This is a genomic window from Pseudomonas sp. FFUP_PS_473, assembly GCF_002858665.1.
GTDB classification, from domain to species: domain Bacteria; phylum Pseudomonadota; class Gammaproteobacteria; order Pseudomonadales; family Pseudomonadaceae; genus Aquipseudomonas; species Aquipseudomonas defluvii.
Window position 1 is genome coordinate 85,248 of sequence record NZ_PJQQ01000015.1, and the last position, 21,898, is coordinate 107,145.

At 60.1% G+C, this 21,898-nt stretch carries 18 protein-coding genes; 9 read left to right on the plus strand and 9 right to left on the minus strand.

The features are described from left to right. Nucleotides 1–4: 4 nt before the first annotated feature. On the minus strand, nucleotides 5–904 hold the full coding sequence (locus CYD26_RS12560) for a homocysteine S-methyltransferase family protein (protein WP_102052744.1): 900 nt from the start codon (nucleotides 902–904) through the stop codon (nucleotides 5–7). A 110-nt stretch (nucleotides 905–1,014) separates the two neighbouring features. On the opposite strand from CYD26_RS12560, the gene CYD26_RS12565 reads away from it, so the two are divergent. Both CYD26_RS12565 and CYD26_RS12570 read left to right on the plus strand, forming a co-directional pair. Continuing rightward, nucleotides 1,015–1,836, plus strand: a complete 822-nt coding sequence (locus CYD26_RS12565; RefSeq protein ID WP_065758100.1) for an ABC transporter substrate-binding protein — start codon at nucleotides 1,015–1,017, stop codon at nucleotides 1,834–1,836. After that, on the plus strand, nucleotides 1,833–2,654 hold the full coding sequence (locus CYD26_RS12570) for an amino acid ABC transporter permease (protein ID WP_065758099.1): 822 nt from the start codon (nucleotides 1,833–1,835) through the stop codon (nucleotides 2,652–2,654). The genes CYD26_RS12565 and CYD26_RS12570 overlap by 4 nt, the downstream gene beginning before the upstream one ends. A gap of 79 nt (nucleotides 2,655–2,733) precedes the next feature. On the opposite strand, the gene oadA is transcribed toward CYD26_RS12570, so the two are convergent. Together oadA and CYD26_RS12580 are read right to left on the minus strand one after the other, a co-directional pair. Next, a complete protein-coding gene (gene oadA, locus CYD26_RS12575) occupies nucleotides 2,734–4,542 on the minus strand; it encodes a sodium-extruding oxaloacetate decarboxylase subunit alpha (RefSeq protein ID WP_099776405.1) in 1,809 nt (602 codons plus the stop codon). 13 nt (nucleotides 4,543–4,555) lie between these two features. Next, complete coding sequence (locus CYD26_RS12580) at nucleotides 4,556–5,971, minus strand: acetyl-CoA carboxylase biotin carboxylase subunit (RefSeq protein ID WP_065758097.1); 1,416 nt, start codon at nucleotides 5,969–5,971, stop codon at nucleotides 4,556–4,558. A gap of 203 nt (nucleotides 5,972–6,174) precedes the next feature. Between CYD26_RS12580 and CYD26_RS12585 the strand changes: the two genes are divergently transcribed. Further along, a complete protein-coding gene (locus tag CYD26_RS12585; protein WP_176717392.1) occupies nucleotides 6,175–7,122 on the plus strand; it encodes a LysR family transcriptional regulator in 948 nt (315 codons plus the stop codon). Here the strand turns inward: CYD26_RS12585 and CYD26_RS12590 are convergent. Both CYD26_RS12590 and hexR read right to left on the minus strand, forming a co-directional pair. Then, nucleotides 7,064–7,282: a PA3496 family putative envelope integrity protein gene (locus CYD26_RS12590; RefSeq protein WP_065758095.1), complete on the minus strand. Its 219-nt coding sequence runs from the start codon at nucleotides 7,280–7,282 to the stop codon at nucleotides 7,064–7,066. The two genes, CYD26_RS12585 and CYD26_RS12590, sit on opposite strands and share 59 nt — an antisense overlap. 119 nt (nucleotides 7,283–7,401) lie before the next feature. Further along, complete coding sequence (gene hexR, locus CYD26_RS12595; protein ID WP_065758094.1) at nucleotides 7,402–8,268, minus strand: transcriptional regulator HexR; 867 nt, start codon at nucleotides 8,266–8,268, stop codon at nucleotides 7,402–7,404. 104 nt (nucleotides 8,269–8,372) lie between these two features. Here hexR and zwf point away from each other — a divergent pair, with 104 nt between their 5' ends. Next, nucleotides 8,373–9,815: a glucose-6-phosphate dehydrogenase gene (gene zwf, locus CYD26_RS12600; RefSeq protein WP_102052759.1), complete on the plus strand. Its 1,443-nt coding sequence runs from the start codon at nucleotides 8,373–8,375 to the stop codon at nucleotides 9,813–9,815. A gap of 172 nt (nucleotides 9,816–9,987) precedes the next feature. On the opposite strand, the gene CYD26_RS12605 is transcribed toward zwf, so the two are convergent. After that, nucleotides 9,988–12,858, minus strand: a complete 2,871-nt coding sequence (locus tag CYD26_RS12605; protein WP_099776407.1) for an EAL domain-containing protein — start codon at nucleotides 12,856–12,858, stop codon at nucleotides 9,988–9,990. Between the two features lie 236 nt (nucleotides 12,859–13,094). Between CYD26_RS12605 and uvrD the strand changes: the two genes are divergently transcribed. The 3 genes from uvrD to CYD26_RS12620 all read left to right on the plus strand — a co-directional run bounded on the left by uvrD (nucleotide 13,095) and on the right by CYD26_RS12620 (nucleotide 16,894). Beyond that, the gene (gene uvrD / locus CYD26_RS12610) at nucleotides 13,095–15,278 is read left to right on the plus strand and encodes a DNA helicase II (protein WP_065758092.1); all 2,184 of its coding nucleotides are present in this window, start codon (nucleotides 13,095–13,097) and stop codon (nucleotides 15,276–15,278) included. Between the two features lie 245 nt (nucleotides 15,279–15,523). Further along, nucleotides 15,524–16,375 (plus strand): Tim44 domain-containing protein, encoded by an 852-nt coding sequence (locus CYD26_RS12615; protein ID WP_065758091.1) that lies wholly within the window; start codon nucleotides 15,524–15,526, stop codon nucleotides 16,373–16,375. 111 nt (nucleotides 16,376–16,486) lie between these two features. After that, nucleotides 16,487–16,894, plus strand: a complete 408-nt coding sequence (locus CYD26_RS12620) for an SMI1/KNR4 family protein (RefSeq protein ID WP_099776411.1) — start codon at nucleotides 16,487–16,489, stop codon at nucleotides 16,892–16,894. Between the two features lie 74 nt (nucleotides 16,895–16,968). On the opposite strand, the gene CYD26_RS12625 is transcribed toward CYD26_RS12620, so the two are convergent. Next, nucleotides 16,969–18,729 (minus strand): cation:proton antiporter, encoded by a 1,761-nt coding sequence (locus tag CYD26_RS12625; protein WP_065758089.1) that lies wholly within the window; start codon nucleotides 18,727–18,729, stop codon nucleotides 16,969–16,971. A 317-nt stretch (nucleotides 18,730–19,046) separates the two neighbouring features. On the opposite strand from CYD26_RS12625, the gene CYD26_RS12630 reads away from it, so the two are divergent. Further along, the gene (locus CYD26_RS12630; protein WP_065758088.1) at nucleotides 19,047–19,532 is read left to right on the plus strand and encodes an acyl-CoA thioesterase; all 486 of its coding nucleotides are present in this window, start codon (nucleotides 19,047–19,049) and stop codon (nucleotides 19,530–19,532) included. Here the strand turns inward: CYD26_RS12630 and pdxY are convergent. Then, nucleotides 19,529–20,401 carry a pyridoxal kinase PdxY gene (gene pdxY, locus CYD26_RS12635; RefSeq protein ID WP_099776413.1) on the minus strand — a complete coding sequence of 291 codons (873 nt, stop codon included), beginning with the start codon at nucleotides 20,399–20,401 and terminating at the stop codon, nucleotides 19,529–19,531. The two genes, CYD26_RS12630 and pdxY, sit on opposite strands and share 4 nt — an antisense overlap. Before the next feature lie 116 nt (nucleotides 20,402–20,517). Here pdxY and CYD26_RS12640 point away from each other — a divergent pair, with 116 nt between their 5' ends. Beyond that, nucleotides 20,518–20,910, plus strand: coding sequence for a DUF3301 domain-containing protein (locus CYD26_RS12640; protein WP_065758086.1), 393 nt, complete (start codon nucleotides 20,518–20,520; stop codon nucleotides 20,908–20,910). Here CYD26_RS12640 and CYD26_RS12645 read toward each other — a convergent pair whose 3' ends face one another. After that, nucleotides 20,911–21,879 carry a GTP-binding protein gene (locus CYD26_RS12645; RefSeq protein WP_102052760.1) on the minus strand — a complete coding sequence of 323 codons (969 nt, stop codon included), beginning with the start codon at nucleotides 21,877–21,879 and terminating at the stop codon, nucleotides 20,911–20,913. Between the last annotated feature and the right edge of the window lie 19 nt (nucleotides 21,880–21,898).

Here is a 21,898-nt window from a genome sequence, read left to right on the forward strand (position 1 = left end):
AGGATCAGCGCAGGCGTTGCGCCAGGACGGCTATGTGCTCCGGGCCAATGCCACAGCAACCACCCAGGTGGCTTGCACCGCGCTGACGCCAATTTTCGGCCCAGTGCAGGTAGCCCGGCGGATCAAGGTCTTCGCGTAGCTCGTCCAGACCATCGTTGGCGGTAGCGTCCTTGGGTTGCGGCGGGAACGCATTGGCGTAGGCGCCGATGGCAATCTGTACACCCAACCGCTCGAAGGTTTCGCGTGCGGCATCGATAGCCGCGCCGATGACTTCCGGCTGGCTGCAGTTGAACAGCAAGGTCTGCACACCCAGCTGTGCGGCTACTTCGGCAGCCTCACTGACGGGCTCGCCAGAGCGCAGACGTGGCAGGTCATCGACATCGTCGTCCTGCAGGGTGAAGGACAGCCAGAACGGCTTGCCATCGTTGGGCAGGCCGGCACGAATGGCCCGCGCTTCGACGATGGAGCTCTGGGTCTCGGCCAACCACAGGTCGACATGCTCAGCCAGGCCTTCAACCAACGGCGTCAGGACTTCGCTGACCCGAGCGGCATCGAACAGGTCGGGACGGTACGAGCCGAACAGGGGTGGCAATGAACCGGCAACCCGTACCGGCTGGCCACTGGCGTCCGCAGCAGCGCGGGCCAGTTGCCCGGCGGTCGAGGCCAAGGCCCGCCCTTCAGCGGCAAAGCGGGCCTCGCCGATGTGGAATGGCACCACGGCATAGCTGTTGCTGGTAATGACCCGCGCCCCGCTTTCGATGTAGGCCGCGTGCACGGCCACCACAGCCTCCGGGGCCTCGCTCAAGGCCAGCGCCGACCATTCCGGTTGCCGAAAGGACGCGCCACGGCGCTGCAGCTCACGGCCCATGCCACCATCGAGAATCACCACCGCACTTTCACCCATATAACGTCCACTTCTATGAATATAAATAAAACTTACTAGTAGAGTTTTTCTTATAACTATTTAATACGCCGGACATTCAATTTAACAACTCTTTTTTCAGGTGATTTTCCATGCGTTTTTCCACCTTGTTGGGCGCCAGCCTGCTGGCACTGAGTGTGACCACCCAAGCCCTGGCGGGGGCAACGCTGCAACGCGTGGAAGAACGCAAGGAACTGGTCGGCGTGCTGATGGAAAGCTACCCGCCATTCTCTTTCCTCAACGAGCAGAACCAGCTGGACGGCTTCGATGTCGATGTGGCGAAGGCCGTAGCCGAAAAACTCGGTGTCAAACTGCGCCTGGAAACCCCATCCTGGGACGTGATCGCCGCCGGTCGCTGGAGCGGTCGATACGATATCTGCATCTGCTCGATGACGCCGAGCAAGGCTCGCGCCCAGGTCTTCGACTTCCCGGTGGAGTACTACGCTTCGCCTGCCGTCATCGTGGTCAACGCCAAGGATGACCGTATTCACGGCGCTAAAGACCTCAGCGGCCTGAAAGTCGGCCTGACCAGCGCCTCCAGCTACGAAAGCTACCTGAACAAGAACCTCGTCATTGAAGGCGCGGAAGACAAGGCCCTGGACTACCCATTCGAGAACGTCCAGATCGCCCCCTATGACACCGACAACGTGGCCTTTCAGGACCTGGGCCTGGGTGCCGGCGTGCGCCTCGATGCGATCCTCACCAACCTGGTCACCGCCCAGCCGCGCCTGAATCAGGATGCGCGCTTCAAACTGGCCGGCCAGGCGCTGTATGAAGAACCTAACTCGGTGGCCATCGAGAAAGGTGATGCGGCCTGGAATGCCAAGGTTCAGCAAGTGTTCGCCGAGCTGAAACAGGACGGCACCCTGAGCCGCCTGTCGCAGAAGTGGATCGGCGCCGATATCAGTAAATGAGTGCCTATCAGCCACCGCCCAGCCAGGCTACGCGCACGCTGGGCCAGCGCCTGTTCGGTTTTCGCACGCGCCTTTACCTGACGTGGGCAGCGTTGTTCGTGATGTTCGTCGGGTTCTTCCTGAGCTTCGACCTGAAGTTTTCGATCATCCTCGACAAGCTGCCTAACCTGCTCGGGCTGCACCTGGCACCGAATGGTTTCCTGCAAGGCGCAGCACTGACCCTGTTCCTTTGCCTGTGCTCGATGCTCAGCTCGGTGATACTGGGTTTCGCTGCGGCGCTGGCGCGCCTGTCGAACAGCGCTGTCGCCTTGGGCATCGCCAGCTTCTACACCTCGTTCTTTCGCGGCACGCCGCTGCTGATCCAGATCCTCTTGATCTACCTGGGCCTGCCGCAAATTGGCGTTGTACCTGGTGCGATCAGCGCCGGGATCATTGCCTTGTCGTTGAACTACGGTGCCTACCTGAGTGAAATCTTCCGAGCCGGTATCATTGGCGTGGCGCCCGGCCAGCGGCAGGCGGCCATGGCCCTGGGGATGCGCCCACGGGCAATTTTCTGGCACATCACCCTGCCCCAGGCCATGCGTACGATCATTCCGCCAAGCGCCAACCAGTTCATTTCCATGCTCAAGGATTCGTCGCTGATTTCGGTGATGGGGGTCTGGGAAGTGATGTTTCTGGCGCAGTCCTATGGCCGCTCCAGCTACCGCTACCTGGAAATGCTGACCACTGCAGCCGCCATCTACTGGCTGCTGTCGTTTGCCCTGGAGTTGCTCCAGGTGCGCCTGGAGCGGCACTACGGCAAAGGCTATCGGCACTGACGCCGCATCGCCAAATCGCGCATAAAAAAAGGGGGGCATATGCCCCCCAGAGGTTAACCGTTTACTACCGAGGGCTGTTTCAGCCCTCGATCTCGATCAGGATCTCGCCCGGGTTGACCCGGTCGCCCTTGGCCACGTGGATAGCGACAACTTTACCGGCGATGGCCGACTGCACTTCGGTCTCCATCTTCATCGCTTCGGTGATCAGCACGGCCTGGCCGGCTTTCACCGTGTCGCCTTCCTTGACCAGCACATCGACGATGTTGCCCGGCATGGTGGTGCTGACATGACCTGGCTCGCTGGCCTGCTTGCGCTTGCTGCCGCCACCGCCGACGAACTCGTTGAGCGGCTCGAACACCACTTCTTCCGGCATGCCGTCGATGGACAGGTAGAAGTGACGCTTGCCTTCAGACTTGACGCCAACACCGGTGATATCGACGCGGTAGGTCTCACCGTGAACATCAATGACGAACTCGGTCGGGACGCCTTCACCACCGGCGGAGCCCACGGCACCGGCTTCCGGAATCGGCAGCAGCACTTCAGGGGTCAGGGTGCCGGCATCGCGCTCTTCGAGGAACTTGCGGCCAATATCCGGGAACATGGCGAAAGTCAGTACATCTTCTTCAGACTTGGCCAGGTTGCCGATGTCCGAACGCAGCTTGGCCATCTCTGGCTTGAGCAGGTCAGCCGGACGCACGTCGATTACTTCTTCGCTGCCAATCGCCTGACGACGCAGTTGGTCGTTGACCACGCCCGGCGCCTTGCCATAACCACCTTGCAGGTACAGCTTCACTTCGTTGGTGATGGTCTTGTAGCGCTCGCCCGCGAGGACGTTGAAGAACGCTTGAGTACCGACGATCTGCGAGGTCGGCGTAACCAGCGGTGGGAAGCCGAGGTCTTCACGCACCCGCGGAATTTCGGCCAGCACTTCGTTCATGCGATGCAGCGCGCCCTGCTCCTTGAGCTGGTTGGCCAGGTTGGAAATCATCCCGCCTGGTACCTGGTTGACCTGCACACGGGTGTCAACGGCGGTGAACTCGCTTTCGAACTGGTGATACTTCTTGCGCACGGCGTAGAAGTACAGGCCGATTTCCTGCAGCAGCTCCAGGTCCAGGCCGGTGTCGAATTCGCTGCCCTTGAGCGCGGCAACCATCGACTCGGTACCCGGGTGGCTGGTGCCCCAGGCGAAGCTGGAGATCGCGGTGTCGATATGGTCGGCACCGTTTTCGATGGCCTTGAGTTGGCACATCGCGGCCAGGCCAGCGGTGTCGTGGGAGTGGATGAACACCGGCAGCGACTGCTCGGCCTTCAATGCCTTGACCAGTTCACCGGTGGCATACGGGGTCAGCAGGCCGGCCATGTCCTTGATCGCGATCGAGTCGCAGCCCATGGCTTCCATCTGCTTGGCCTGTGCCACGAACGCGTCGATGGTGTGTACCGGGCTGGTGGTGTAGGCAATGGTGCCCTGGGCATGCTTGCCGGAGGCCTTGACCGCCTCAATGGCAACGCGCAGGTTGCGCACGTCGTTCATGGCATCAAAGATGCGGAAGACGTCGATGCCGTTGACAGCTGCCTTGGCCACGAACGCCTTGACCACGTCATCGCTGTAGTGCCGGTAGCCGAGCAGGTTCTGCCCGCGCAGAAGCATTTGCAGGCGGGTGTTCGGCAGTGCCGCACGCAACTTGCGCAGACGCTCCCACGGGTCTTCCTTGAGGAAACGTACGCAGGCGTCAAACGTCGCGCCACCCCAGACTTCCAGCGACCAGTAGCCGACTTTGTCGAGCTTGTCGCAGATGGGCAGCATGTCTTCGGTGCGCATGCGGGTTGCCAGCAGGGACTGGTGGGCGTCACGCAGGATCGTGTCGGTTACATGAATTTTCTTGGACATTTTTTCGTATTCCTCACAGGCCTGCGTGGGCGGCAATGGCAGCAGCGATGGCCAGGGCCAGCTCTTCGGGTTTGCGCTTGATCGAGTAGTTGGTCAGTTCCGGATGGCTTTCCACGAAGCTGGTATTGAACTGGCCACTGCGGAATTCCGGATTGCGCAGGATTTCCTGGTAATAAGCGGCGGTGGTCTTTACCCCTTGCACGCGCATGTCATCCAGCGCCCGCAGGCCGCGGTCCATGGCTTCTTCCCAGGTCAGGGCCCAAACCACCAGTTTCAAGCACATCGAATCGTAGAACGGCGGGATGGTGTAGCCGGTGTAGATCGCCGTGTCGGTACGCACGCCAGGACCACCGGGTGCGTAGTAACGGGTGATCTTGCCAAAGCTGGGCAGGAAGTTGTTCTTCGGGTCTTCGGCGTTAATCCGGAACTGCAGGGCAAAGCCGCGGTGCTGGATGTCTTCCTGCTTGATCGAGAGCGGCAGGCCCGACGCAATACGAATCTGCTCACGTACGATGTCGATGCCGGTGATTTCCTCGGTGATGGTGTGTTCCACCTGCACTCGGGTGTTCATCTCCATGAAGTACACCTCGCCATCGGCGAGCAGGAACTCCACGGTACCGGCGTTTTCATAACCGACCGCCTTGGCCGCACGTACCGACAGGTCGCCGATGTAGGCGCGCTGTTCCGGGGTCAGCTGAGGGCTGGGGGCGATTTCGATCAGCTTCTGGTTGCGGCGCTGAATCGAGCAATCGCGCTCGAACAGGTGCACCACATTACCGAAGCTGTCACCGAGGATTTGCGCCTCAATGTGTTTCGGGTTGACGATGCATTTTTCGAGGAAGACTTCCGCCGAACCAAAGGCCTTGGTCGCTTCGGAAATCACCCGTGGGAACGCCTGTTCCAATTCTTCACGGCTGTTGCAGCGGCGAATACCACGACCACCGCCACCCGACGTAGCCTTGAGCATGACCGGGTAGCCAATGCGATCACCTTCGCGCAGCGCCTCGTGTATGTCCGCGACGTTGCCTTCGGTGCCCGGGGTCACGGGTACGCCGGCCTTGATCATGCTGCGCCGCGCTTCGGTCTTGTCGCCCATCCGGCGAATGACCTCTGCCGCAGGACCAATGAACTTGATCCCACGTTCAGCGCAGATGTCTGCAAGTTCGGCGTTCTCTGACAGGAAACCATAGCCAGGATGCAGGGCATCGCAGCCGGTCTCTACCGCCAGGTTCACCAGCTTGCGCGGGTTCAGGTAACCGGCCAGGGGTTCGGCACCAATACTGTGAGCCTCGTCTGCACGCTTGACGTGCAGTGCATGACGGTCGGCATCGGAATAGATCGCCACCGAGCGAATGCCCATTTCGGCGCAAGCACGGACAATCCGTACTGCGATCTCACCCCGGTTGGCGATCAGGATTTTTTTTATCACTGGAATATTCCCAAGCCATTGGAACAGACGAACCGGCGAGACCGGTCGGCGCGTGACCATACGTTGCTGGCCAGTCGCATAAGTACCCTAGCGCCGTCGCTTAATAAACAAAAATCAATATTTATTAGGCCTTGCATTAGCAAAAGCTTATAGTGCCGTAACAAGGTTTGTCCGGAGCCGGATGAGAGATGCGTAAGTCATTGATGCGTATGACATTACGGCAGTTGAAAGTCTTCAACGAAGTCTGCGATCTGCGCTCCTACAGCCGAGCCGCCGAAGAGATGTCGCTGACGCAACCCGCCGTTAGTCTACAGATCCGCCAGCTCGAAGAACTGGTCGGCCAGCCGCTGTTTGAGTACGTGGGCAAGAAGCTCTACCTCACCGAAGCCGCTGAGGCTTTGCAGCGCGCCAGCCGAGACATCTTCGGCCGCCTGGAGAGCTTCGACATGCAGCTCTCGGACATGCAAGGCTCTCTGCAGGGGCAACTGAAACTGGCGGTGGAGTCCAGCGCCAAGTACTTCGTGCCGCACCTGTTTGCCGCCTTCAAGAAGCTTCATCCCGAGGTCAACCTGACCCTTACCGTGGTCAACCGCGCCCAGGCGATTCGGCGCCTCTCGGACAACCGGGATGACCTGATCATCATGTCCATGGTGCCGCAGGACATGGGCCTGGAATTCATGCCCTTCCTGAACAACCCGATCGTTGCCGTGGCGCCACCTGACCACCCGCTCTGCAAGCTCGAACGCCTGCGCCTGCAAGACCTGGAGCCCCACACGCTGCTGGTTCGCGAGCAAGGCTCAGGCACGCGCAAAGCCTGCGAAGAGTACTTCAAAGACAAACGCGTACACTTCTCCCAGACACTGGAGGTGGCGTCTGCCGACGCTCAACGCGAGTGCGTCATTGCCGGGCTCGGGATCGCACTGCTGACGCGTCATGCGCTGAACCTGGAACTGGCCACTGGCGTGTTGCGCGAACTGCCCGTGGAAGAGCTACCGCTGTACCGAAGCTGGTGCGTGGTACAGGCCAAGGCCAAGCGGCAGTCGCCGGTAGCCCTGGCCTTTCTTGCATACATCCGCAGCGAACGCGCGCAAATCAGCGCACTTGTTGAGCGTTTCTCGGGGACTCTGCCGCCGATACCTGCCAGAGGTTGACGGCCTGTAATTCGGGGTAGTCAGCAATTTCCTGCAACAGGCGGCGCTGCTCGGAATAGCTTTCAATCGCACGGCGATACTCCATGCGGCGCTGATCCTTTTCCTGCTGCTTGCGGGCCTTGGCGTTGGACGGGTACGGACGATCAAATTCACGAGCCATTGCGAATCTCCCTGGTCAAGTACGGGAGTTTCAGGGTGCGCAATGGCGGTGACGATTTGGCGGCGCGGCGATGACAAAACCATGAACCTTGCCGACCGTACGGGGACAGTCGGCGGCGGTCAGTCGTCCAGGGCCTTGATCGACTTGGGTGACAGGCGCAGGCTGCGCAAGCTGCGTTTGACGCTCTTGAGGTGGTTGACCAGGCTCGGGCCACGGGCCATGGCAACGCCCATTGCCAGCACGTCGATCACCACCAGGTGGGCGATCCGCGAGGTCAACGGGGTATAGATCTCGGTGTCTTCATGAACGTCGATGGCCAGGTTGACACTCGACAGCTCAGCCAACGGGGTCTGGCTCGGGCACAGGGTAATCAGGGTTGCCCCGCTCTCGCGCACCAGGTTGGCGGTGATCAGCAGGTCCTTGGAGCGCCCGGACTGGGAAATGCAGATGGCCACATCACCCGGTTTCAGGGTGACCGCCGACATCGCCTGCATGTGCGGGTCGGAATAGGCAGCAGCGCTGAGCAGCAGACGGAAGAACTTGTGCTGCGCATCGGCAGCCACCGCGCCCGAGGCGCCAAACCCGTAGAACTCGACGCGCTGGGCCTGGGCCATGGCGGTCACGGCACGCTGCAGCGCTTGGGCATCGAGGTGCTCACGCACTTCCATCAGGGTGTGCAGGGTGGTGTCGAAGATCTTCAGGCTGTAGTCGGCAACCGAATCGTCCTCATGGATCGCAAACTGGCCAAAACTGGCCCCGGCCGCCAGGCTCTGGGCAAGCTTGAGCTTGAGGTCCTGGAACCCGGAGCAACCAATGGCGCGGCAAAAGCGCACGATGGTCGGCTCGCTGATGCCGACGCTGTGGGCAAGGTCGGCCATGGAGCTATGCATGACGGCTGCTGGGTCGAGCAGCACGTGGTCGGCAACCTTGAGCTCCGACTTACGTAGCAGATGGCGCGACTGGGCGATGTGTTGCAACAGATTCAAGGGCAGGACTCGGTTATGATCGACTGACCGGGTTGTAGCTTTCTTGTAGTTATACTACATGACCAGCGACCCGCCCAGCTAAACGATCTAGGAGAGTGGTGGTATTGACTATCCCTTGCGACATCATGGTATTCGGCGGCACCGGTGACCTGGCCCTGCACAAGCTGCTTCCGGCGCTCTACCACCTGTATCGCGAAGCACGCCTGCACCCTGAAGTGCGTATCGTTGCGCTGGCTCGAAAAAATCTGCCGCGCAGCGACTATCGTTTGCTTGCCGAGCGTCGCTGCCGGGCCCAGATTGCCCGCCATGACTTCGATGAAGAGGTCTGGAAGCGTTTCTCGGCGCGTCTCGACTACTTTCCCATGGACGCCTCGCAGAGCGCCGACTTCGGCCGTCTGGCGCGCTTCCTCGGCGAACCAGGCGGGCTGACGCGGATCTACTACCTGGCCACGGCACCCGACCTGTTCGTGCCGATCATCAGCCATATGCAGATTGCCGGGCTGGCTGACAGCGACGCGCGGGTCGTACTGGAAAAGCCTATCGGCCACTCGCTGGAATCGGCAACGGCAATCAACAGTGCCATTGGCGCCGTGCTCGACGAGTCGCAGGTGTTCCGGATCGACCATTACCTGGGCAAGGAGACCGTACAGAACCTCATGGCCCTGCGTTTTGCCAACGCCCTGCTGGAACCGGTATGGCGCAGTAATCAGATCGACCATGTGCAGATCAGTGTGTGCGAAACCCTGGGCGTCGAAAACCGCGGGGCCTACTACGACCGCGCTGGCGCGACACGCGACATGCTGCAGAACCATCTGCTGCAACTGCTTTGTCTGGTAGCCATGGAGCCACCGGCTCAATTCAACGCCGAAGCCGTGCGCGATGAGAAGGTAAAGATCCTCAAGGCCCTCAAGCCGATCACCGGCCAGGATGTCCAGGATCGGACCGTGCGCGGCCAGTACAGCGCGGGCAAGATCGGCGGGCAGGAAGTACCGGCGTATTACTTCGAGAAAGATGTCGACAACGACAGCGATACCGAGACCTTCGTCGCCGTTGAGGCCTATATCAACAACTGGCGCTGGGCCGGTGTACCGTTCTACCTGCGTACCGGTAAACGGATGGCGAAGAAGTCATCGCAGATTGTCATTCAGTTCAAACCGGTACCGCACCAACTGTTCGAGGGCGCACAAACCAATCAGTTGCTGATTCAGCTACAGCCGGACGAACGCATCAGCCTGCAGATGATGACCAAAAGCCCAGGCAAAGGCATGCGCCTGGAGCCTGTGGAACTGAACCTGAACCTGGCCCAGGTGTTCGGCCAGACACGTCGCTGGGAAGCCTACGAACGGCTGCTGCTGGATGTGCTGGAGGGCGATTCAACCTTGTTCATGCGCCGTGACGAAGTCGAAGCCGCCTGGGCCTGGATTGACCCGATCCTCAACGGCTGGCAGGAATACTTCCAGGCCCCCAGGCCCTACCACGCTGGCACCAACGGCCCCGACCAGGCACATAGCCTGCTGGCCCATCAAGGCCGGGAATGGCACAACTGAGCACATGACACGCGCCAATGAGCGACTACTATGTAATACCGATAGTGATTCGTTTGATCCGATACTGAACCCCGGCGCTTGGCTGAGCGCGAACGCTTCTCCCCTTGCCTGCCTGGTACCCGCAATGCCAGGCAGGTTTTTTGTTTGAAGGGTATGCAGCCACGCGACTGCATCACCACACAGGCGGCATCGACAGCAAACTCATCAGATTGGCCGCCGCCACCGGCCGGCTGATCAGATACCCCTGTACCTCATCGCAGCCCTGCTCACGTAGAAAAGCCAACTGCTCCTGCGTTTCAACACCCTCGGCCACCACCTTGAGCGCCAGGCTATGGGCCATGACGATGATTGCTCGGGTGATCGCTGCATCCTGACTGCCTTCGGTCAGGCCGCGAACAAAGGTTTGATCGATTTTGACGTAGTCCACCGGGAATCGCTTGAGGTAACTCAGGGACGAGTAACCCGTTCCAAAATCGTCGATGGCCAGCTTCACCCCCAACTCATGCAACTGACGGAACGTCGCAATGATGTGCTCGACACTGTCAAGCAACTGGCTTTCGGTCAGCTCCAGCTCCAGCAGATGAGGCTCCAGCCCGCTCTCATCAAGCACTTGACGCACCAGGCTGACCAACTTGCCCTGACGTAACTGATGAACCGAAAGGTTTACCGAGACACGTATCGGTGCCAAGCCCTGACGCTGCCATTCGCAGGCTTGCCAACACGCCTGACGCAAGACGAACTCACCCATCGGCGCAATCAGCCCGGTTTCCTCAGCCAACCCGATAAACTCGCTCGGCGGTACCATGCCCCATTGCGGATGATGCCAGCGCACCAAGGCTTCGGCTGCTGTCAGACGCCCTGTGGCCAGGCACAGTTTTGGTTGGTAGTAGACCTCCAGCTGGCGTTCTTCGATCGCCCTGCGCAACTGATTCTCCAGTTGCAGACGCTCCAACGTGCTGGCCTGCAGGCTTTCGGTGTAGAACTGGAAGTTGTCGCCCCCCAGGTGCTTGGCATGCTGCATCGCCATGTTCGCTTGGCTGACCAGCATACTGACCTCCCGAGTGGTATCGGAGAGCAGGCTGATTCCGACCGATGCACTGATCACCAACTCATGACCCGCAACCCGCAACGGTGCACGCAGCTTGTCGAGCAGGCGTGTCGTAACCCGCACCAGGCTCGACAGGTTGGTGTACCCATCAAACAGCACCGCAAACTCGTCACCGGAAAGCCGCGCAACGGTATCGGCCTCAGGCAACGCATTGCTGATACGCCGGGCCATCTGGGTCAGCAGTTGATCTGCGATCTCATGCCCAAGGCTCTCGTTCAACAGCTTGAAGCGATCGAGGTCGATATGCAGCAAGGCCAGGCTACGGCCACTCAAAGGTAAGCGCTGCCCGGCTTCATGCAAACGCAATCGGAACAGCGCACGGTTGGCCAGGCCCGTGAGTTCGTCGTAATGCGCAAGGTAGCGCAAACGCTCTTCCGACTCGCGCCGAGCGGAGAGATCACTGAAGAAACCAACAATACTGCTGATGTTGCCCTGTGCATCCCGCACACCATTGAGTTGCAGCCACTGGGGATAGAGTTCGCCACTCTTGCGCGCCTCAACCAGCTCACCCTGCCACCCGCCCTGCTGCTCCAGGGCCTGGTCAATCGCCGACAGGTGCCGCCGCGCGTCACGGCTGCAGGGCAACTCCAGCACGTTGCGCGCCAGCAACTCTTCTCGGTCGTAGCCGGTGATTCGACAGAATGCCTGATTGACGGCCAGCAGCACGTAATCCGGGTCGAGAATGGCAATACCTTCGCTGGCAGCCTCGAACACTGTGGCCGCCAAGCGTTGCTGCTCTTCCTGAGCCTTGCTTGCGCTGATGTCGCGCCGCGTCCCCAGCATACGCACAACACGCCCGTCGGCATCGCGTTCGACGGCCCGGCCACGGTCCTCGACCCAGCACCAATGGCCCTGGCTGTGACGAACCCGGTACTCGATACGGTAATCCTCGGTGCGCCCCTTCAAATGCTCGACCAGCGTGCGCTTGAGCGACGGCAGGTCGTCGGGGTGCAAGCGCGGCTTGAGGTGAGCCAGCATCGCCTTGACCTGCTCTGGATCAAGGCCAAACAACTCGCGAAGCTGGGTGTGGTGAACCTCATCGCTCTGCAGGTTCCAGTCCCATAAACCCAGCTCACTGGCGTCCAGCGCCAACGCCAGGCGTTGCTCGCTCTTGCTCAACGCCTGATTGGCGGCGTCCAGTTGCTGGCTGCGCTGCGCCACCCGCGACTCCAGGCCGACCTGGGCCTGACGCAACTGGTCTTCGATCAGCCGTCGCCGCTCGACTTCACTGGCCAAGGCCTGGTTGAGCTGTTCACTGCGATGCTGTGCAGCCTGCAGGTGTTCAATCAGCGCCTGATTCTGAAAGCGGCGCAGCAACCCGTTCTCAATCAGGCGATTGACCTGCCAGGCAACCACTAACAAGGCCCCCAGCAGGATGAGGCCCAACCAGCCCCAACCCAGGTGCTCGTCGGCACCACTCCAGAACAGGTAGAGGATCGGCGGCAACAAACATGGCAAGGTGAAGCTGAGGAAGGCGGGCAAGCTGACAGCGTAGGCAATGCTGGCCGAAAGTGTCGCCGCGCCAAGCAGGCCAAAGACCCAGGCTTGCTGTACGAAATTATCCGTAGGCACCAGGGCGATCGCTGCGCTGGCCAGGGTCAGGCCACTGAAAGCCGAACCCAGGAGGAACATTCGCCACCAGGTCGGTTGCGCCTGACGTTCTGGCATGGCCGCGTCGAATGCCGCGACCTGGATCACTCGCAAGGCAACCAGGGCCATCAGCCAGACCATCCAGATACTGATCTGAAAATAGCGTGGCGGGCTCCACAGCAACCAGGCGCATACCAGGCCATTGAGCAGCATGAACAACGTTGGCAGCAGTGACCCCTGATACAACAAGCGGGTGCGCTCGACGGCCAGTTGCGTGGCAAATTGCTTTCGAATGCTCCGACGTGCTTCCTGAGGGACGCTCGCAGAGCCTGAACCGAAGGTCATAGGCAGTATTCTTGTAATGGTGAGCCTTAAACGTGGCACGGAGCATACACAAGCATCGACCACTACCAAACTGCTCTGCGTTATAAATATTCACCAACCTGATGCACGCGCCATAACCATGGCGACCGCTCAAGCACGCGGGCCAAGGCCTGCACGCCATGACCAGCGGATCGTCACCCCGACGGATTTTCCACGCCAGGTTTGCCCCTGACTCCCCTGCCCCCTAGAATGGCCGGATGCGCGATGATCTCTCTCTCCTGTTGAACTCCCTCAACGATGCCCAACGTCAGGCCGTAGCGGCCCCGGTTGGCCGTCAGTTGGTCCTGGCCGGTGCCGGCTCCGGCAAAACCCGTGTGCTGGTGCACCGTATCGCCTGGTTGATCCAGGTCGAGCAGGCCTCACCGCACTCGATCCTGTCGGTGACCTTCACCAACAAGGCTGCCGCCGAGATGCGCCAGCGTATCGAGCAACTGATGGGTATCAACCCGGCAGGCATGTGGGTGGGCACCTTCCACGGCCTGGCCCATCGCCTGTTGCGGGCGCACTGGCAAGAAGCCGGGCTGAACCAGAATTTCCAGATTCTCGACAGCGACGATCAGCAACGCCTGGTCAAGCGCGTAATCCGCGAGTTGGGCCTGGACGAACAGCGCTGGCCTGCACGCCAGGCGCAATGGTTCATCAATGGCCAGAAAGACGAAGGCCTGCGCCCACAGCATATTCAAGCCAGCGGCGACCTGTTCCTGGGCACCATGCGCAGCATTTATGAAGCCTATGAGGCCGCCTGCCAGCGCGCTGGCGTCATCGACTTCTCCGAACTGCTGCTGCGCGCCCTGGACCTCTGGCGCGACCATCCCGGTCTGCTGGAGCATTACCAGCGCCGCTTCCGCCACTTGCTGGTGGATGAGTTCCAGGACACCAACGCCGTGCAATATGCCTGGCTGCGGCTACTGGCCAAGGGTGGCGACAGCTTGATGGTGGTCGGCGACGACGATCAGTCCATTTATGGCTGGCGCGGTGCCAAGATCGAGAACATTCATCAGTACACCAGCGACTTCCCCGACGCCGAGTTGATCCGCCTGGAGCAGAACTACCGCTCCACCGCCGGCATCCTCAAAGCCGCCAACGCCCTGATCGCCAACAACAGCGGGCGCCTGGGCAAAGAGCTGTGGACCGACGGTGGCGACGGCGAACCACTGAGCCTTTACGCCGCCTTCAACGAACACGACGAAGCGCGCTACGTGGTGGAAACCATCGAAAGCGTGATCAAGACCGGTGCGGCGCGTAGCGATATCGCCATCCTTTACCGCTCCAACGCCCAGTCGCGGGTGCTCGAAGAGGCCCTGCTGCGCGAACGCATCCCCTATCGAATCTACGGGGGGCAACGCTTCTTCGAGCGCGCCGAGATCAAGAACGCCATGGCCTATTTGCGCCTGCTGGAGGGCCGTGGCAACGACGCGGCACTGGAGCGGGTCATTAATGTGCCGCCGCGTGGCATCGGTGAGAAAACCGTCGAAGCCATTCGCGAGCATGCCCGCCATGCCCAGGTCTCGATGTGGGAGGCCGTGGCCCTGCTGCTCGCCAACAAGGGCCTCAAGGGCCGTGCAGCCAGCGCGCTGAGCGCCTTTATCGAACTGATCGAAAACCTGGCGGCGAAGGTGCTGGAAATGCCGCTGCACCTGATGACCCAGACAGTGATCGAGCAATCAGGGCTGATCGTCTATCACCAGGAAGAGAAAGGTGAGAAAGGCCAGGCACGGGTAGAAAACCTTGAGGAACTGGTCAGCGCAGCGCGCAACTTTGAAACCAGTGAAGACGACGAAGACCTCTCGCCGCTCTCGGCATTCCTCGGCCATGCCTCGCTGGAAGCCGGTGAGGCCCAGGCCGATGAGCATGAAGACAGCATCCAGTTGATGACCCTGCACAGCGCCAAGGGCCTGGAGTTCCCTTACGTGTTCCTGGTGGGCATGGAAGAAGGCCTGTTCCCGCACAAGATGAGCCTGGAGGAGCCAGGGCGCCTCGAAGAGGAACGCCGCCTGGCCTATGTCGGCATTACCCGGGCCATGCAGCAACTGGTCATGACCTACGCCGAAACCCGCCGCCTGTACGGCAGCGAGACCTACAACAAGGTGTCACGTTTCGTACGTGAAATTCCGGCCGGGCTGATTCAGGAAGTGCGTTTGTCCAACAGCGTCAGCCGCCCGTTCGGTTCTGGCCAGAAGCAGAATTCGAGCAGCCTGTTCGGTAGCGCTAACATCCCGCAAACCGCCTTCAACCTCGGCCAGCGGGTACAGCATGCAGTGTTTGGCGAAGGCGTGATCCTGAACTTTGAAGGCTCCGGCGCGCAGGCACGCGTGCAAGTCAACTTCGCCGAAGGCAGCAAGTGGCTGATGCTGGGTTATGCCAAGCTGGAAGCCATCTAAGTCGCGTTTCTGGACAAAGGTAACGCAATGGGCTCGGGCTTCTTTTCCTCATGGACGTTCTGGGCCCTTGCCGCCTGACGCCCATAGCCACCGGCCCCCAGGTATTAGCTGATCGTGCAACAGGCTTGAGTCAAGCATGAAGGCATAATCAAGCAAAAGCTGGAAACATTATGGTGCTGGTCATGCAGCCTACAACCTGTGCACCATGACGCGCGTGCAATCCACAAAACGGGAATTCCCATACTATGCAACGTTTTCTTAGCATCGCTCTAGCGCTGTGCATTGGCCTGACGATGAGCCTCGACGCCAATGCCAAACGCTTCGGCGGCGGCAAGAGCTCGGGCGCAGCACCGACCCATCAAACCCGCCAGGCCGCCCCATCCACTCCGGCAGCCACCCCCGCAATGCCTGGCCGTGCGCCTGCCGCTGCCAGCGGCGCCTCGCGCTGGCTCGGCCCATTGGCCGGTATCGCCGCCGGTGGCCTGCTGGCCTCGATGTTCATGGGTGATGGCTTCGAGGGGATGCAGTTCCTCGACATCATCATCATGGCGCTGATCGCCTTCCTGGCGTTCCGCTTCATTGCGGCCCGCCGTCGCAAGCAACAGCAGCCACAGATGGCGCCAGCAGGTCACGCACCGTTCCAGCGTGAAGCCTACGAGCAACCAGCACAGCCGCAGGTATTCGGTGGTTCGCCAGCCTCGTCGGCCCGCCCGGTCATCAACGCACCGGCCTGGTTCAACGAGCAGAGCTTCCTGGCTGCAGCACGCAACCACTTCCAGTCGCTGCAGCAGCACTGGGACGCGAACGAGATGGACAAGATCGCCGAGTTCGTCACGCCACAAATGCTGCAGTTCCTCAAGCAGGAGCGCGCGGCCTTGGGCGAGGGCTTCCAGTCCACCTACATCGATGACCTGAATGTGCAACTGGAAGGTGTCGACGACCGCGCCGACAAGACCATCGCCACTCTGACCTTCAGCGGCGTGTCGAAAACCTCGCGCTTCGACCAGGGCGAAGTGTTCAGCGAAAGCTGGAACATGGAACGTGCCCAAGGCGAGAACCAGCCGTGGCTGGTCGCCGGGATCCGCCAGAACGGCTGATTTTCAGGCATTGCACAAAAAACCCCGGGCCTGTCCCGGGGTTTTGCTTTTGCCGGATTGCGCTACTAGGGTATAACGCGCAGCGTGTCATCAAGGTAAGAGGATAGAGCCGTGGAAGAAGTGATTGAACAACTCCGTGAAGCCAATGAACCCGTGCCGGTTCCACTGGAGTTGCCCGACGAGGATCAACTGGTCGAGATCGAAGAGCAGTTGTTCATCAACATTCCCTTCGTCTTCAAAGAGTTCCTGCTGACCGTCAGCGATGTCGTGTACGGTAGCCTGGAACCGGTGACCGCGACCGACCCACAATCGCACACCTACCTGCCTGAAGTCGCCGCCAATGCCTGGGATGCGGGCGTACCGCGCGACCTGATCCCGCTCTGCCAGGACGGCGATGACTACTACTGCGTCGAAGAAGACGGCACCGTAGTGTTGTGGTCGGGCGAAGAAGAATGCGTCACCGAGGAAAGCTGGGAATCGGTCTGGCACTGGGCTCGGGATGTCTGGCTGGAAAGCTGACCTGAACATCGCCTGAAGCATCAACGGCCATCGGGCAGTTGATTGGCGCTGGCAGGACGCGCCATCACCGCACCCTAGCGGTGATGGCCGTCATCATGCTCTAGCGTTTCGAGCAAAGCGATCTGCATCCGCGTGTGCACCCGGATGAACCAGCGCCAGAGCAACGCGACCACGCCCGCAGCGACCACCGCGATCACCAGCAGCAGTTCACTGGTCGGCAGAATACTGGCCGACAATGCCGACAACAGCAGGAAAATCACCAACAACGACAGCAGCGGAATCACCTCGGCGATTACCCGTCGAACACGCTGGGTATGTCGCCCCGCCACCTCCGGCTTCACCCCCATTTCCGCCAACAGCATCGAGAGCGCCTTGAGCTTGCGATAAGCCGCGATCAGGAACGGTAGCGACAACAACAGCGCTGCGCCCCAAATCAAGGCCTTGTGCTGCCCTGTGTCGCTGATCCAGCCGCTCAACCAGGCGCTGATGCGGTATGCGAAGTAACCGCCACTAAAGAAGATCGCGGCCACCAGGGCCAGGTTGACCCCAACCTGCAACAGAATCCGTCGGATCATGGCCGCCAGCATCGCGCCCTCGCCGTGTGGTTGAATACTGCGCAACCATTCACCATACAGCGACAGTACTCGGCCCAGACGCTGCGGCATGACCTTGGCCAGCCTCTGTGACAACGGATCTGCACTGCGAATCAAATACGGCGTCAGCAGCGTGGTAATCGCCGACACGGCCACCGCGACCGGGTAGAGGAAGTCACTGGTGACCTGCAGGGTGATCCCCAGCGCCGCGATGATGAAAGAGAACTCGCCGATCTGTGACAGGCCCATGCCGACACGCAACGACGTGCGCCCATCGTTGCCCGCAATAAACGCTCCCATGCCGCAAGAAAGCATCTTGCCCAGCACGACGGCAACGGTAATCACCGCAATCGGCCAGGCATAGTCGAGCAGCACCCGCGGGTCGATCATCATGCCGATGGCGACAAAAAAGATGGCACTGAACAGGTCACGAACCGGCTCGATCAAGCGCTCTATTTTCAGTAACTGCCGCGACTCAGCCATAATCGCGCCAATCAGGAACGCACCCAGCACCATGCTGTACTCAAGCTTGACCACCAGCAGGCAAAAGCCGAAGCACAGCCCTAGCACCGTAATCAGCAGCATCTCGTTGCTTTCAAAGCGCGCCACGTAGGCCAACACACGCGGCACCAGAAGAATGCCGACCACCAACGCCACAATCATGAACAGCGACAGTTTGCCGACCGTGGAAAACACCTCACCGGAGCTGACCGTACCGCTGACGGCAATGCCCGATAACAAGGCAATAATGCCGATACCCAGAATGTCTTCAACGATCAGTACACCGAAGATCAACTGGGCGAAGCGCTCGTTCTTCATCTTCAGGTCATTGAGCGCCTTGACGATGATCGTGGTCGAGGAAATCGCCAGAATCGCCCCGAGAAACAACGAATCCATGGTGCTCCAGCCAAACCAGCGGCCAATCTCGAAGCCGATCCAGATCATCAGGACGATCTCCAGAAAAGCGGCGATAAAGGCGGTTGCCCCGACCTTGAACAGCTTGCGCAGGCTGAACTCCAGGCCCAGGCAGAACATCAGGAAAATCACCCCGAGCTCGGCCAGGGTCTTGATCGTGTCTTCGTCGTGAATCAGGCCGAACGGTGGGGTATAAGGGCCAATGATGAACCCGGCAACGATGTAACCCAGGACCACCGGCTGCTTGAGGCGATGAAAAAGCACGGTGACGACCCCGGCAACCAGCATGATCACCGCCAAATCCTGAATAAAGCTGATGGCATGCATGGCGGACACCTCCTGAATACGTACAAAAAACAAACAAGTACCTGTCAGAGTGATCTGATTGAGCGGCACCTGTTTTATGCTTTATCTGTAGGAATAACCCACCTTGCATGGGCCAACTGAGGTTAACACCCGCCACTGCATGAGGCTGGCGATGCAATATGTAGAAACAGATCGACAGATTTGCCCGACCAAATGACCTGAAACGCGTGACGGCAAGGAGCCTGCCAGCGTCCCGTTTTTATGATGGGAATCGTAACGGGGAAAGAAGCGTCCGTTCAGGCGCCCCCCACTCAGCGCAACCTCACCGTGAGCACACTATGGAACCTGGAAACGCCCAGCTATCGATGACCGTCCTGATGACTCCGGACAAGGCCAATTTTTCTGGCAACGTACACGGCGGTACCCTGCTCAAGTACCTCGATGAAGTCGCCTATGCCTGTGCCAGCCGCTACGCTGGCCGCTATGTGGTGACACTCTCGGTTGATCAAGTGATTTTCCGCGAGCCGGTGCATGTCGGCGAATTGGTAACGTTCCTGGCCTCGGTCAACTACACCGGCACCACCTCCATGGAGGTGGGCATCAAAGTGGTCACTGAGAACATCCGCGAACGCTCGGTGCGCCATAGCAACAGCTGTTTCTTCACCATGGTCGCCGTCGACGACGACCGCAAGCCCGTGCCTGTGCCGCCACGTCAGCCGGAAACCAGCGAAGAAAAGCGTCGTTTCCTGCAGGGTAAGCAGCGCCGCCTGATTCGCCAGGAGCTGGAAAAACGCTACCAGGAGCTCAAGGCCGACGCCCTTTAAAACGCCAGGCGCTGCGCCTCAAAACGCAGCCGTGGATGCACAATACGATCCTGGGCCCGCACCAGTTCCAGTTCATAACTGCCGCAGGCCTGGGTTTCCAGCAGTACTTCATGCACGGCTGCGGCACTGTACTCGAATGCCGCGACCCAACTGTCGCCCAACAGCAGCCGAGCTAGGAACAACCCGGCAGTGAGGTCGCCGACACCCACCGGCTGGCGCGGGAAGGCCAGCAGCGGGCGACGCAGGTGCCAATTGCCTTCAGCGGTCACCAACAGCATCTCAAAATCATTGGCTTGCCGGTCCGGATAGGCTAGGTGCTTGACCAATACCGCCTTCGGCCCACGGTTCAACAACGACCGTGCCATTGCAACGCAATCGTCGAGCGATTCAGCGCGACGACCGCAAAAGCTGTCCAGCTCAAGCTGATTCGGGCACAACACATCGGCCGCCGCCAGCGCCTCCTCTCGTAGAAAGTCGCTGACTTCTTCGGGCACGATGCAGCCTTTTTCTGCGTGCCCCATCACCGGATCGCACAGGTACAGCGCTGCCGGGTTGGCCGCCTTGATTTGCGCCACAACCGCGAGGATTGCACGCCCCTGGGCCGCACTGCCGAGGTAACCGGACAACACCGCATCGCAATTGCCAAGCTCACCGATCGTCGCGATTCCGTTCACCAGCGCAGGAATTTGCGCTGGCGCAAGCACTTCTCCAGTCCACTGGCCATACTGTGTGTGGTTAGAGAACTGCACGGTATTGAGTGGCCAGACGTTGACCCCCACACGCTGCATGGGGAACACCGCAGCGCTGTTGCCGGCGTGACCGAAGACCACATGAGACTGGATAGCAAGCAGGTGTGGCGTACGTTTCATGCAAGGCTTCCGATGCGTTGTAATAGAGACAAGGCATGCAGTATGGCGCTAAATACCACCTGTACGACAGCGCTGGGAGGCGGTTAAGCTGAGTACACCTCGTTGGAGCCTATGTAATGTTGACCCTCGAAAATCTATCCGTACTGATGCTGCTGGCTACCGTCGGTGCTTGGCTTTGGCATAACCACGGGCTGCGTGAAAAAGCGCTGGAAAGGGTCAAACAGCATTGCGCCAAGCTCGACCTGGAGTTGCTCGACGGCAACGTCGCGCTCAAACGTATCGCCTTTATCCGTGATGCCAATGGCAGGAAGCGCCTGGCCCGTGTGTATAACTTTGAGTTCACGGTAACCGGGGAGCAACGCCACCCCGGCACCATCACTCAATTTGGCGCCCACGCCATGCAAATCGAACTGGCGCCCTACCCGTTCGAGATCAAGCCAGTGCAACACCATGACAACGTGATTGAAATGAAACAGTGGCGCCAGGAGCACAACCGCTGGCACAACTGATCAACACAGGCATGCCGCCATGCCTTGTTGCAGCGCTTCAGCATCCTGGGGCTGAGCAAAGATCAGTTCGATACGTGAATCACGCCGCCAGTGGCTCGACTGCCAGACCAGGGGTTTACCTTCCAATGCGTTAGCAGACTCCCAACCTTCCGGGCTGTGGATAACCAGTTTGGCCCGGCGCCACACCAGCCCCGCAAGAAACCCCTCTATACGCTGCGCATCGAGCAACTGACTCGGGTGCCAGCGCCAGCCAATGCTCCAGCCGTCAGTTGATTGATGGTGCAGGCAGATCGGCTCGGATGGACTTGTCCACAGAGCGCCGAGTGGTGCGGTACCGTCAGGCAACGCAGAATTATCCACAGCCGGCTTATCCACAATTGCGGTGGACTGCTTCAGCAGCTCATCCAGAGGTAACCGACCCTGTTCCGTCCAATAGCACGGCACGGTGGGTAATCGGGAGGTTATCCACACCCGTTTTTCACTATCCACAGCCTCGGCTTTGTTCAGCACCAACAACCCTGCCTCAACCAATGCGGCTTGCTGACTGTCCGCTAGCGGCTGGCCACCCGCCAACATCTGGGCATCCAGCACCATCACCAAGGGCTGCACATCCAGCACACCCTGCCATGGTGGCTGGCGCAGTTGCGCCAACAGCTGCGCCGGGTGACCAAGCCCTGAAGGTTCGATAAACAGCCGGTCTGGTCTGGATTTGCGCAACAACCGACCCAGGCCAACCTGAAACGGTGCGCCGTTCACACAACACAAGCACCCTCCAGCCACCTCGCCCATGGCAATGCCGTCATCTGCAGTGCTGAGCAGCGCCGCATCCAGGCCGATCTGACCGAACTCGTTTATCAACACCGCCCAGCGCTCAGTGGCCGGGCGATGAGCCATCAAGTGGCGAATCAGACTGGTCTTACCGGCCCCCAAGGGCCCGGCAATCACGTGGGTAGGTATGTTCTGCAGCATGGTCATCAACAGGCCTGGA

Excerpts from the sequence above, each read along its gene's own strand:
- CYD26_RS12560 (WP_102052744.1), bottom strand. The coding sequence starts at position 904 with ATGGGTGAAAGTGCGGTGGTGATTCTCGATGGTGGCATGGGCCGTGAG.
- CYD26_RS12565 (WP_065758100.1), top strand. The coding sequence starts at position 1,015 with ATGCGTTTTTCCACCTTGTTGGGCGCCAGCCTGCTGGCACTGAGTGTG.
- CYD26_RS12570 (WP_065758099.1), top strand. The coding sequence starts at position 1,833 with ATGAGTGCCTATCAGCCACCGCCCAGCCAGGCTACGCGCACGCTGGGC.
- oadA (WP_099776405.1), bottom strand. The coding sequence starts at position 4,542 with ATGTCCAAGAAAATTCATGTAACCGACACGATCCTGCGTGACGCCCAC.
- CYD26_RS12585 (WP_176717392.1), top strand. The coding sequence starts at position 6,175 with ATGCGTATGACATTACGGCAGTTGAAAGTCTTCAACGAAGTCTGCGAT.
- CYD26_RS12590 (WP_065758095.1), bottom strand. The coding sequence starts at position 7,282 with ATGGCTCGTGAATTTGATCGTCCGTACCCGTCCAACGCCAAGGCCCGC.
- CYD26_RS12605 (WP_099776407.1), bottom strand. The coding sequence starts at position 12,858 with ATGACCTTCGGTTCAGGCTCTGCGAGCGTCCCTCAGGAAGCACGTCGG.
- uvrD (WP_065758092.1), top strand. The coding sequence starts at position 13,095 with ATGCGCGATGATCTCTCTCTCCTGTTGAACTCCCTCAACGATGCCCAA.
- CYD26_RS12615 (WP_065758091.1), top strand. The coding sequence starts at position 15,524 with ATGCAACGTTTTCTTAGCATCGCTCTAGCGCTGTGCATTGGCCTGACG.
- CYD26_RS12625 (WP_065758089.1), bottom strand. The coding sequence starts at position 18,729 with ATGCATGCCATCAGCTTTATTCAGGATTTGGCGGTGATCATGCTGGTT.
- CYD26_RS12630 (WP_065758088.1), top strand. The coding sequence starts at position 19,047 with ATGGAACCTGGAAACGCCCAGCTATCGATGACCGTCCTGATGACTCCG.
- pdxY (WP_099776413.1), bottom strand. The coding sequence starts at position 20,401 with ATGAAACGTACGCCACACCTGCTTGCTATCCAGTCTCATGTGGTCTTC.
- CYD26_RS12640 (WP_065758086.1), top strand. The coding sequence starts at position 20,518 with ATGTTGACCCTCGAAAATCTATCCGTACTGATGCTGCTGGCTACCGTC.
- CYD26_RS12645 (WP_102052760.1), bottom strand. The coding sequence starts at position 21,879 with ATGCTGCAGAACATACCTACCCACGTGATTGCCGGGCCCTTGGGGGCC.